The sequence below is a fragment of the Streptomyces sp. AK02-01A genome, assembly GCF_033795305.1.
Lineage (GTDB): Bacteria > Actinomycetota > Actinomycetes > Streptomycetales > Streptomycetaceae > Streptomyces.
Genome location: NZ_JARBAE010000086.1, coordinates 1 through 11,062, shown reverse-complemented (window position 1 = coordinate 11,062; position 11,062 = coordinate 1). Strand labels below are relative to the sequence as shown.

Genomic DNA, 11,062 nt, shown 5'->3' with positions numbered 1-11,062 from the left:
CCACCAACCCCCGCCGCCACGACAGACCTCAGAGCAGTGCTCTGAGGTTTTCCGCGAGCAGGTCCCAGCGCCACTTCTCCTCGACCCACTCCCGGCCCCGCTCACCCATCCGCCGCCGCAGCTCGGGATCCTGGAGCAGCGCGACGATCCGCTCCGCCGACTCCGCCGCGGCGGTCTGCGGAGGGCCGCCGTGGACCACCCAGCCGGTCTCACCGTCGAGTACGGCGTCGGGCGCGCCTCCCGAGTCGCCGGCGACCACCGGCAGACCTGTCGCGGACGCCTCCAGATAGACGATGCCGAGGCCCTCCACGTCCAGGCCGCCGCGGCGGGTGCGGCAGGGCATCGCGAAGACGTCGCCCGCGCCGTAGTGGGCGGGCAGTTCGGCCCACGGCACGGCGCCGGTGAAGCGTACGGAGTCGGCCACTCCGGTCTGCCGCGCCAGCTTCCGCAGCTCCTGCTCGTACGGTCCGCCGCCCACGATCAGCAGCACGGCGTCCGGGACCCGGGCCAGGATCGCGGGCAGGGCGAGGATCAGCGTGTCCTGGCCCTTGCGCGGCACCAGCCGGGACACACAGACGACGACGGGCCGTCCCGCCAGGCCGAGCCGCTCCCTGACCGCGGATCCGCCCGAGCCCGGGTGGAAGGTCTTCTCGTCGACGCCGGGCGCCAGCCGCACCATGCGGGCGGCGGCGGCCGGGGTGAGCGCGGCGGCGACGCGCGAGCGGGTGTACTCGCCGAGGTAGGTGATCGTGTCCGTGGACTCACCGATGCGGCGCAGGAGCCGCCGGGCGGCGGGTAGCTGCGCCCAGCCGGCCTCGTGGCCGTGTGTGGTGGCGACAAGGCGCCGTGCGCCGGCCCCGCGCAGCGCGGGGGCCATCAGACCGAGTGGTGCCGCCGCGCCGAACCAGACCGACTCGCAGCCGTGCTCACGGAGCAGCCCGGCCGCCCTCCGGGTGACCCGCGGCGTCGGCAGCAGCATCGTCGTACGGTCGCGTACGACGGTGAAGGGCTGCTCCGCGTCGAAGGCCGCGGTCGCCTCGGTGCCCTCGCGCCCGTGCTTCCAGGTGGAGGCGTAGACGACGAGCTGTTCCGGGTCCAGGCGGAGCGCCATGTTGTGCAGAAACGCCTGGATGCCGCCCGGCCTGGGCGGAAAGTCATTGGTCACGATCAATGTCTTGTGCATCGCCGCAGACAGTACCCAACGGCCCTGCCTCATCGCTCCCGCGCGGGCCCGCACGCCATCATGATGTGCGCAATCACGTAGGAATCGGACGGGGTGGTCATGGCGGGCGCGCACGGCACACGGTTTCCGGTCGCGGTGTGGGTCCTCACCAGGACGGCGCTGCTGCTCTGTGTCTTCAAGGTCTTCACGCTGCCGGGGCCCGACGTCACCGCCGATGTCTCGGTGATCTATCAGGGCTGGTACGAGGTGCTGAGGACCGGTACGTATCCGCTGTCCGACGTGACCTGGCAGTATCCGCCGGCGGCGGCGCTCGCCGTCGCCTCACCGGCGGTCCTGCCGTTCCTCGGCTACACCTCCGCCTTCTTCGTGCTGACGTTCCTCTGCGACGCGGTGGTCCTCGGACTGCTGCTGCGCGCGGGCCGCGCCCGGGGAGCGTGGGTGTGGGTCGCCGGTGTGCCGCTGCTCGGTCCGACCTCGTACGCGCGATACGACCTGATGGTGACGGCGGTGGCCGTGGCCGCGCTGCTCGCCGGGGCCCGCCGGCCACGGCTGCTGGGCGTGCTGGCCGGGTTCGGCGCACTGCTGAAGGTGTGGCCGCTGCTGTTGCTGGTGGGAACCACGCCCGGCCGGGCCACTCGCCGGGCGTGGGCCGCCGCGGCCGGTACGGCGGTGGTCCTGACCGGGACGGCCTGCGCCACGATGCCGGGCGCGTTGTCGTTTCTCACCTTCCAGCGCGACCGGGGCACCGAGATCGAATCACTGGGCGCTCTGGTCCTGCATGTGGCGCGGCACTTCGGCTGGCGGGGCGGGGCGGCGCTGAACTACGGCTCGGTGGAGTTCGTCGGGCCGTATGTCGCCGTGGTCAGCACGGCCGCGCTCGGGCTGTCCGTGCTCGCCTTCGGCTGGCTGGTCGGGTGGCGGCTCAGGGCGCGCGAGTTCACCGCGAGCACGCTGCCCGACGCGGCGTTCGCCGCGGTGCTGCTGTTCACCACCACGAGCCGGGTGATCAGTCCGCAGTATCTGCTCTGGCTGGTCGGCCTGGCCGCCGTCTGCCTGCTGCCGAGGACCAGCCGTATGGGCCTGCCGGCCGTGCTGGTCCTGGCCGCGACGGCGGTCACACTGCTCGAATTCCCGCTTCTCTTCGCGCATGTCGTGAACGGCGATCCGCTGGGCGTGCTGCTGCTGTTCGTCCGCAACGGCCTGCTGGCCGCCGCCACGCTGAGCGCCTGCCGAAGGCTGTGGCGCGGTACGGTCTGCGGGCCGCGGCGGGACGCGGCGCCGGAGAGCGCGGACGCCGAAGCAGCCGTCCCGCGCGTACCGGGCGGGCGGACGGGTCAGGCCAGCCGCTCTCTCAGATAGGCCCGCCATCGCGCGGTGAAGTCGTCCGGGGTCGTGGACAGGACGTCGTTCATCGCCTTCTCCACCGCGCCGTCGCGCCCGCCGTGCGCGCCCACGGCCCGGTAGAAGTCGGTCAGCCGCTTCTCGCCCCAGTCTCCGGCGATCAGCTCGCACGCCAGCCAGCCGCTCTCGTACGACCGTGCCAGCCGGTCGGCGTCGCCGCCGAAGGCGAAGTCCTCGTCGGACGGCAGAGCGGCGGGCGGTTCGCCGCGGCGGACGGCGAGCTGGAGTTCCGGCGCGATCCGGCCGGCCGGCCGGTCCGTACCGCGATAGGCGACCCAGTCCGCGAAGCCTTCCGACAGCCAGGTGGGCGTCGCGGCCGAGGTGGCCGCGCGGGTCGCCACGTGCGTGGTCTCGTGGGTGAGGACGATCCGCCGCCCGAAGTCGCCGAGCGCGCCGTACGCGTCGGGGTTCACGATGATCCGGTCGGCGGGCGACGCGCCCGCGCCTCCGGTCTCTCCGGTGGTGACCGCGGCGATGCCCCGGTAACCGGCCGGCGACGCGCCCAGCAGCCCGCCCATGGCCTCCAGCGAGCCGGGCACGAACACGACCACCCGCCGGGACCACGAGCCCGGCCAGGCGTCGTCGACGGCGGGCACGGCGAGGCCGGCGGAGTCCGCGATCCCGCGCAGCCGCTCATCGCTCTGCCCGACACCGAGGACAAGACCGCCGGCGCCGCGTACGGCCCGTACCGCGCCCTGCTCCCAGAGCTGTCGCGTGCCGCCCTTGTCCGGCCGGTCGCCGGTCACGTACCAGCGGCCGGCCCGCTCGCCCAGCTCCAGCACGCGCGGTGTCGAGACCGGCGCGCTGTCGTAGCCGTCGAGCCGGTAACGCAGCTCCGCCCGCACGGTGGCCCGGCCGCCGGCGCGTGCGACATCGGTGAGCCGGTACTCCCAGGAGCCGAGCGGCACCTCGGCGAGATTCTCGAACTCCGCGCGCGCGGTGGCGCGCAGCGCCGTGGCGGCGGGATCGAGAGCGGCCAGATACGCGTGCTCGTCCCGGTCCAGGACGGCCGCCGCCCAGCGGTCCAGGACGGCCCGGACGGCTCCGGTGGCGGCGTCCGGGGTCTTCGACGGCGCGGAGCAGGCCGAGGCCAGCAGCAGAGCGGCGAGCCACAGCACGGCCGCACACCGGCGCGCGCCGCCGTGCGGTCCTCTCGCGGTACGCCCCTGACCGGTCATCCAGCCGATCGTACGGGGTGGGCCCGGCGACGCGGTCAGACGCGGGTGACGGAGGAGACGGGCATCATGCCGACCGGGTCGTAGCGCACCGAGGCGCCGGGATACGGCGCGTGGATCACCTGTCCGTTGCCCGCGTACATCGCGATATGGCTGGCGTCGTCCCGGTAGGCCACGAGATCGCCGGGGCGCGCCTCGGAGAGCGGGACGCGCCGTCCGGCGTACCGCTGCGCCTGGGAGGTGCGCGGCAGCCCCACTCCGGCCTGGGCGTAGGACCACTGGGTGAGCCCCGAACAGTCGAAGCCCGTCGGGCCGTTGGCGCCCCACACATACGGCCGGCCGACGGCCCGCTGGGCCGCGAGCAGCGCCGCGGCGGCCCGTGCGGAGGACGGCGCGCCGCCGAAGAGCGGGAGCGGCGCGTCGCGGCCGGAGCGGGAGGCACGCTCGAAGGACTCGCGGTCGGCGGCGGGCAGGGAGTTCAACAGCTCGCGCGCCGCGGCGAGTTTGCGTTCGACGGTGCGCTTGTGACGGGCGACGGCGGCCCGGCTGCGTTCCAGCTCGGCGAGGTCCCGGGCGGCTTCCATGCGTTCCTGTCCCAGTCTCCGCTGGGCCTGCTGGAGTTCACGCAGGACTCCGGACTGGCGTTCACCGATCCGGTCCAGGACGGATGCCTTGTCGAGATAGCTGTCGGGGTCCGAGGAGAGCAGCAGGGCGAAGGCCGGATCGATGCCGCCGGAGCGGTACTGGGCGCCCGCCACCGAACCGAGCGCTCCTCGCATCCGGTTGACCTGCTCCTGGCCCCGGGCCGCGCGCTCCTGCGCCCGGCCGACCAGCGAGCGCAGCCGCCGTGCCCGCTCGCCCGCCTTGTTGTACAGCTCGGTGGCCTTCTCCGCCTCTTCGTAGAGCCGGTCGACCTTGGCCCGGGGCGTCTCGGGCGTCCGCTGCGGATCGGCGCCGGCCGGGGCGGCTCCGAGAGCCGCCGCTGTGGCGGCGGCGGACACGGCCACCACGGTGGTGCCACGGGCGCCGAGGCCCGGACCGGACTGTGAGGAGCGGCGATGGGACACCACTGGAAGCCGCACTCCCTTTCGCTGTACACACGCGCGGCTCCTGCCGCCCGACGGGCGGACCGTTGGCCGGAGCCGCGCGGAGCAGACAGTAGCCGCATGATCACGGAGCGGCCAACGACCGTCTCGCGCACACACAGTGACGCCCCGCCGTTGACCACAGGTCATCGGCGGGGCGCGGTGTCAGCGAGAGCTGCCGTAATTCGCCCGAATGGGCGGTGTCAGCGGCGTGTGATTCGCTGTGCGTCAGATACGCACACCGAACTGGAAGGGCATGTTGCCGATCGCCTCGTAGCGCACGAAGGCACCGGGCTTGGGCGCGTGCAGCACCTGGCCGTTGCCCGCGTAGAAGCCGACGTGGTGGTAGTCGCCGTAGAAGATGACCAGGTCGCCCTGCTGGAGCTGACTCTGCGAAAGGCGCGTACCGGCGTTGGCCTGGGCCTCGGAGGTACGGGGTATGGAGACACCGGCCTGGGCGTACGCCCACGAGGTGAGCCCGGAGCAGTCGAAGGAGCTGGGACCGCTGGCGCCGTAGACGTACGGCGTGCCGATCTTGCTCTGAGCGGCGGCGAAGGCGGCGGAGGCACGCTGCGAGGCGGGCACGGCGTTGCCGAGGTCCGCCCGGGACGTGGCGCGGCTGGCGCGGGACTCGTCGTCGGCGAGCGCGGCACGCTCCTGCGCGGTGAGCGTGTTGAGCAGCTTCTGCGTGGCGGCGAGCTTGGCCTTGACCTCGTCCTTCTTCTTGCCGAGTTCCTTGCGGGTGTCCGCGAGGTCCTTGACCTTCTCCTGGGCCTCCTGGCGCTCCTGCGCGAGAGACCGCTGCTTCGCCTGGATCTGCTGGAGCGTCTCGGCCTGCTTGGCGCTCACCTGGTCGAGCGTGGACGCCTTCGCCAGATAGCTGTCCGGGTCCGAGGAGAGGAAGAGCTGTATGGCGGGGTCGATGCCGCCGGTGCGGTACTGGGCGCTGGCCATCGAACCGAGGCCGTCACGCAGCTCGTTGAGCTCGTCCTGGCCACGGGCGACCTTGTCCTGGAGAGCGTCGACCTGCTTCTCCAGCTTGTCCTGCTCCTCCTCGGCGCCCTTGAACTTCTCGGTGGCCCTCTCCGCGTCCTCGTAGAGCTTGTCGACCTTCTCCTTGACATCGCTCTTGCTCGGCTTCGGGTCGGCGTGAGCGGCCTGGGACGTCAGGGCGACGGCAGCGGCGGCGGTCGCGGTGAGCACGGTCACACGGGCACGGCTCGGCTGCTTGGGACGACGGTGGGACGCCACGAAGGCGAGCTCCTTCTTCCTCAGCCGCCTACCGGGCCAGTGGGGACGGAAGCCCTGGCTCCACGCGTTCAGCTCCCCCGCGAACTGGGCTGGACCACGTGAAATCGGCGGTTCCTTCGCTGCCACCCCGGATGGGTGATCAACCGCGCGAAGGTTCGAGCCCTGACCTTAGTGACCTTCTTGTGATCAGTTCAAATCCTCTTGAGAAAATTCCCTGTCAGGTGACACATAATTTACGTTCATCGCACGGCCAGTGACGGACATTCGACAGTGCGCTCCGCCATCGGACAGTCAATTCGGTCATTGAGCACAAGAGTTGACTAGACGCGCGAAAGCCGCTTCAGCAGCAAAGCGGACGCGACCGGCCGCGCTCCGGCCTTCGCCACTCCGTCCGCGACCTCCCGGTCGGTGGAGACCACCACCAGCGGCCGGCCCGGCGGCTCCGCCCTGACGAGCTGACGAATCAACTCGTCGGCGGTCACTCCCGCCTTGGAGAACAGCACCCGTACGCCGCGCGGCGGCGCGAGCAGCACCGGCGCCGCCAGCTCCGCGCCGTCGAAGACACAGGTCATCTCGGCGCCCGTCTGGGCCGCGAGCATGGCGAGCCCGCCCAGCAGCCGCAGCCGCTGCTTCTCCAGCGGCATCGTGGGATAGCCGGTCTTGGTGACGTTGTAGCCGTCCACGATCAGATGCGCCTGCGGCAGCGCGAGAAGCTGGTCGAGCAGTGCGGGATCGGTCTCCGAGAGCGCGCGGGCCGCCACATCCTTCGGAGACATCCGGCCCGGCTCGACCGCGTCGACCGTGTCGGCGGGCCGGGCCGCGGCCGGCGGCAGGGCCAGCTCACGCCGCAGCCCCTGCGCCGACTCAAGCACCGTGTCCAGCAGCAGCCGCAGCCGCATGTCCTCGACCGAGCGGCCCTCACGGGCGGCCCTGCGGCTCGCCTCGACCGCCGACTCCGCCTCACCCAGCCGCGCCTTGACCCGGCGCGTCTCGCTCTCGGCGGCCGACACCTGCGCGGCGGCGTCGGCCCTGAACGCCTCGGTCTCCGCGTTCGTCCGACGCAGGGCGGCCTCGCCCCGTTTTATGTCGCTCTGAGCGCTGCGCAGTTTGCGGTGCAGCGATTCCGTCTCCTTGCGGGCCGCCTCCAGCTCGGCGCGCAGCCGGTCGGTCTCGCTCTTCGTCTGGGCCCTGGCGACGGCCAGCTCCTCGCGCAGCCGCTCCAGCTCGCGACGGGTCTCCTCGTCGGCGCGCTCGGCGTCCGCCCGCTGGGCCTCCTCACCCGCGGCGGCCACCAACTTCACCCATCCGGGGGGACGCAGCACATACGCGGCCGCCGCCACATCGACGGGGTCCGCGGCCGCGGGCGGCGATCCCGACTCCAGAGCGGCGGCCAGCTCCGGCTGGGACTGGCCGATCCGCTCGCCGATCCGCTGCCGGAACAACGGATCGCTCTCCAAGGCGGCCGCCATCGCGTTGCCCGCGAACTTCGCGCGCCGGTTCGGCGCGAATCGGGCGTACTGCCTGAGCTGCACGGGGAGTTCGGTGACGGTCAGACCGCCGAAGGCATCCGACACCAGCGCGATGACCCGGTGCCGCACCCCGTCCGGGAGCGGACGGTCGAGCGCCTCGGCGGCGCCACCGCCGACCGCACCGGCCGGCTCAGCACCACTCGCGGGCTGCTCCACGATCCGTCACCCCACTACCCTTTCGGGCGGCTCCCTCAGGAACCGGCGCCCGGCCTGTCCACCAGTTCGATCTGGTCCACCGCATTGCACCAACGGCAACGCACCGACTCGATGGTCTCACTGACCACCTCGCGCTCTTCGACCTCAGGCTCCCCGGCCAGGTCCAGATGGACGTACTCGACGACCTTCGACGACCGTGTCACATCGAAGCGCGTGAGATTGCCGCACAAAGTGCAGCGCCACCGGGTGGTGGCCGTCGCCGGAGGAACCGTTGTCATCGTGCCGTCCTCTTCTCGTCGTCCCCTGTGCGGTTTCCCGCGGTGCGCCGTCGAACTGGCGGATGTACTCCCCGTAACCCTACGGCCTAGCGGGTAGCCCCGGGAGCGGCGAGGCACTCTGTGCCATTCGGTCCCGGTACGCCATGCTCTGTCCGTGATCAATTGGCGGACGGCGGCCGGCGGGCCGGTGGTGACCTACGGACTGATCGGCCTCTGCTGTCTGGCCTTCCTGGTCAGTCCGGTGTCGGGCTTCAATCCGGGATACGGAACGGGCGACGCGCTCCTCGCCGCGCAGAGCGCCTATTTCGAACGGTGGGGCGTCATCCCGAGCGAGCTGATACAGGGCTCCCCGCACCCTCTTCTCACCCCTCTGACCGCGCTGTTCGTGCATGGCAACTGGCTGCATCTGCTGGGGAACATGCTCTATCTGTTCGTCTTCGGAGCGATGGCCGAGGAACGCATGGGCCGGGTGCAGTTCACACTCTTCTATCTCGTCGTCGGCTATCTCGCGCTCGTCGCCTACGCGGCCGTGAACGCCGCCTCCGACCACACCCTGGTGGGGGCTTCGGGAGCGATCTCGGGAGTGCTCGGCGCCTTCCTCTATCTCTTCCCCAGAGCGCGCGTCACCAGCCTCTTCCCGTTCCTCCTCTTTCTGCCGCTGCGCTTTCCCGCCTGGATCGTGCTGATCTTCTGGTTCGTGCTCCAGTGGCTGGCGGCGCGGAGCGCGGGACCCGGTCCCGGGGTCGCCTATCTCGCGCATGTGGTGGGCTTCGGGACCGGCCTGCTCTACGCCTCGGCGCGCTACTGGCGTACCGATAGAATGAAAGGCAAATCCGCGGCCACCGAGGGAGAACGCCAACCGTGATCACCGCGATCGTGCTCATCAAGACCAGCGTGGCCCGGATCCCCGAGATCGCGGAGTCGATCGCCGCCCTGGACAGCGTCAGCGAGGTCTTCTCGGTCACCGGCACCTACGACCTGATCGCGATGGTCCGGGTGCCGAAGCACGACGATCTGGCGGATGTGATCCCGGGCCGCATCAGCAAGATCGAAGGTGTCGAGGCCACCGACACCCATGTGGCGTTCCGTACGTACTCCCAGCACGACCTCGAAGCGGCCTTCGCCATCGGTCTCGACGCGTAAGGCCGCTTCTCCCGGCCTCCGGTTACGCGGCGGCGCCGTCCCGGTCCGGGACGCAGCGGCCGTCCTCGGTGCGGTAGTTCCACCGGGCGCCCTCGCGCACCAGCTCGCCGACCGCCCGGACGAACCGCTCCACATGCTCGTCCGGCGTCCCGGCACCGAAGCTGACACGGATCGCGTTGAGCGAGCGCTCACCCGGCGCGGCCTCCGGAGCGCCGCACTCTCCCGGTTCCTGCGGGTCGCTGTCCAGCAGGGTCCGCACCAGCGGATGGGCGCAGAAGAGACCGTCCCGGACGCCGATGCCGTACTCCGCCGACAGCGCGGCGGCGAAATGCGAGCTGTTCCACCCGTCGACCACGAACGACAGCACGCCGACGCGCGGAGCGTCGTCGCCGAACAGCGACAGCACCTTGACGCCGGGCACCTCGGCCAGGCCCGCCCGCACCAGGCCGACAAGCCGCTGCTCGCGCGCGGCCAGCGGGCCGAAGCCGGCCTCGGTCAGCGCCTTGCAGGCGGCGGCGATCGCGTACACACCGATCACATTGGGCGAACCGGCCTCATGACGGGCGACCGTGGTGTGCCAGTCGACGTCCACACCGCCGTCGGAACGGCGCGCCACCGCGCGGCTGGCGCCTCCGCCGGCCAGATACGGCTCCGCCGCCCGCAGCCAGTCGGCACGGCCCGCGAGCACACCGGAGCCGAACGGCGCGTACAGCTTGTGCCCGGAGAAGGCCACCCAGTCGACGTCCAGCTCGGTGATGTCCACCGGGTGGTGCGGAGCGAGCTGCGCGGCGTCGAGGACGATACGGGCGCCATGGGCGTGCGCCGCCGCCGCCAGCTCCCGCACCGGCCACAGCTCACCGGTCACATTGGAGGCACCGGTGACACAGACCAGCGCCGGCCCGCGGCCGTCCCGGCCGGCCAGCGCGGCCTCCAGCGTGGCGACGGCCTCGGCCTGGGTGCGAGGAGCGTCCAGATACGTCACCCGGGCGTCCCGCCAGGGCAGCAGCGAGGCATGGTGCTCCGTCTCGAAGACGAACACCTCGCAGTCGGCGGGCACGACGGCCGCCAGCAGATTCAGCGAGTCGGTGGTCGACCGCGTGAAGACGACCTGGTCGTCCGCGCGGCAGCCGAGGAACTCCGCGACCGTACGGCGGCTGTTCTCGAAGAGATCGGTGGAGAGCTGCGACAGATAGCCGGCGCCCCGGTGCACGCTGCCGTAGTACGGGACGTAGGCGGCGACGTCGTCCCACACCCGCTGAAGCGCCGGAGCGCTGGCGGCGTAGTCCAGCGCGGCATACGTGACCTCCCCGCCGGTCACGAGCGGGACGGTGACCTCGCGTCCGAGCACCGGCAGCGGAGCGGCACAGGCGGGGTCGTCGGACTGGGTCTTCGTGACGGTGGCATTCGGGTACGCGGACATGGCGATATCTCCCAGGACAAGGCGGAGCGGCTTCAAGGACCCGCGCGGCGGCACGACAGAGCGGCCACAGGCGCGGTGAATACCTCGACACACGGAGTGACCGTGCGGAGGCGTACTGAAGAAGGGGCCGGAAAGCCCTAGCGCATTCGCTTGCTCACGAGACTGCTCCCTTGAGGACCAGGACCCCAAAGGTGGCAGGGGTCCGCGCTTGCCGCAGACCTCGCTGCCTACGGCCTGGTCTTCACCCGGGGCACCCCGCCACGGACGGAGGGTTGCCGGACAGCGAGCCGGGGCCTAAATCGCTGTCGCTCATGACCTTGGGCGAAATTATGGCACAGCGACGGGAGCGGCCCAAGGCCACGTCCCCAAGTCGGACCCTTCCCCTTAACAACATCTAAAGCTGCCGAAGAAAACCATTTTGTAACACCCGTGGGCCCCCGA

At 71.5% G+C, this 11,062-nt stretch carries 10 protein-coding genes and 1 riboswitch; of the genes, 3 read left to right on the top strand and 7 right to left on the bottom strand.

Annotated features, from left to right (window positions below; translation table 11 throughout):
• Nucleotides 1-28 precede the first annotated feature (28 nt).
• Nucleotides 29-1,183, bottom strand: a complete 1,155-nt coding sequence (locus PV679_RS35385; protein WP_319685393.1) for a glycosyltransferase family 4 protein — start codon at nucleotides 1,181-1,183, stop codon at nucleotides 29-31.
• 99 nt (nucleotides 1,184-1,282) lie between these two features.
• Here PV679_RS35385 and PV679_RS35380 point away from each other — a divergent pair, with 99 nt between their 5' ends.
• Complete coding sequence (locus PV679_RS35380; protein WP_319685392.1) at nucleotides 1,283-2,542, top strand: glycosyltransferase 87 family protein; 1,260 nt, start codon at nucleotides 1,283-1,285, stop codon at nucleotides 2,540-2,542.
• On the opposite strand, the gene PV679_RS35375 is transcribed toward PV679_RS35380, so the two are convergent.
• The 5 genes from PV679_RS35375 to PV679_RS35355 all read right to left on the bottom strand — a co-directional run bounded on the left by PV679_RS35375 (nucleotide 2,518) and on the right by PV679_RS35355 (nucleotide 8,058).
• Complete coding sequence (locus PV679_RS35375; protein WP_319685391.1) at nucleotides 2,518-3,762, bottom strand: hypothetical protein; 1,245 nt, start codon at nucleotides 3,760-3,762, stop codon at nucleotides 2,518-2,520. The two genes, PV679_RS35380 and PV679_RS35375, sit on opposite strands and share 25 nt — an antisense overlap.
• Nucleotides 3,763-3,797: 35 nt before the next feature.
• A complete protein-coding gene (locus PV679_RS35370; RefSeq protein ID WP_319685390.1) occupies nucleotides 3,798-4,829 on the bottom strand; it encodes an NlpC/P60 family protein in 1,032 nt (343 codons plus the stop codon).
• A gap of 243 nt (nucleotides 4,830-5,072) precedes the next feature.
• Nucleotides 5,073-6,095 carry an NlpC/P60 family protein gene (locus tag PV679_RS35365; protein WP_319685389.1) on the bottom strand — a complete coding sequence of 341 codons (1,023 nt, stop codon included), beginning with the start codon at nucleotides 6,093-6,095 and terminating at the stop codon, nucleotides 5,073-5,075.
• A gap of 320 nt (nucleotides 6,096-6,415) precedes the next feature.
• Nucleotides 6,416-7,780, bottom strand: a complete 1,365-nt coding sequence (locus tag PV679_RS35360) for an NYN domain-containing protein (protein ID WP_319685388.1) — start codon at nucleotides 7,778-7,780, stop codon at nucleotides 6,416-6,418.
• A 35-nt stretch (nucleotides 7,781-7,815) separates the two neighbouring features.
• Nucleotides 7,816-8,058 carry a hypothetical protein gene (locus tag PV679_RS35355; protein ID WP_319685387.1) on the bottom strand — a complete coding sequence of 81 codons (243 nt, stop codon included), beginning with the start codon at nucleotides 8,056-8,058 and terminating at the stop codon, nucleotides 7,816-7,818.
• Between the two features lie 154 nt (nucleotides 8,059-8,212).
• On the opposite strand from PV679_RS35355, the gene PV679_RS35350 reads away from it, so the two are divergent.
• Both PV679_RS35350 and PV679_RS35345 read left to right on the top strand, forming a co-directional pair.
• Nucleotides 8,213-8,923 (top strand): rhomboid family intramembrane serine protease, encoded by a 711-nt coding sequence (locus tag PV679_RS35350; protein ID WP_319685386.1) that lies wholly within the window; start codon nucleotides 8,213-8,215, stop codon nucleotides 8,921-8,923.
• A complete protein-coding gene (locus PV679_RS35345; RefSeq protein ID WP_319685385.1) occupies nucleotides 8,920-9,201 on the top strand; it encodes an Lrp/AsnC ligand binding domain-containing protein in 282 nt (93 codons plus the stop codon). Before PV679_RS35350 ends, PV679_RS35345 begins: the two co-directional genes overlap by 4 nt.
• Nucleotides 9,202-9,223: 22 nt before the next feature.
• Here PV679_RS35345 and PV679_RS35340 read toward each other — a convergent pair whose 3' ends face one another.
• On the bottom strand, nucleotides 9,224-10,621 hold the full coding sequence (locus PV679_RS35340; RefSeq protein WP_319685384.1) for an aminotransferase class V-fold PLP-dependent enzyme: 1,398 nt from the start codon (nucleotides 10,619-10,621) through the stop codon (nucleotides 9,224-9,226).
• A gap of 199 nt (nucleotides 10,622-10,820) precedes the next feature.
• Nucleotides 10,821-10,938, bottom strand: a riboswitch (SAM riboswitch).
• Between the last annotated feature and the right edge of the window lie 124 nt (nucleotides 10,939-11,062).

What these genes read in the sequence shown, in the direction of transcription:
- PV679_RS35385 (WP_319685393.1), bottom strand. Translation starts at nt 1,183, where the DNA reads ATGCACAAGACATTGATCGTGACCAATGACTTTCCGCCCAGGCCGGGC.
- PV679_RS35380 (WP_319685392.1), top strand. Translation starts at nt 1,283, where the DNA reads ATGGCGGGCGCGCACGGCACACGGTTTCCGGTCGCGGTGTGGGTCCTC.
- PV679_RS35375 (WP_319685391.1), bottom strand. Translation starts at nt 3,762, where the DNA reads ATGACCGGTCAGGGGCGTACCGCGAGAGGACCGCACGGCGGCGCGCGC.
- PV679_RS35355 (WP_319685387.1), bottom strand. Translation starts at nt 8,058, where the DNA reads ATGACAACGGTTCCTCCGGCGACGGCCACCACCCGGTGGCGCTGCACT.
- PV679_RS35340 (WP_319685384.1), bottom strand. Translation starts at nt 10,621, where the DNA reads ATGTCCGCGTACCCGAATGCCACCGTCACGAAGACCCAGTCCGACGAC.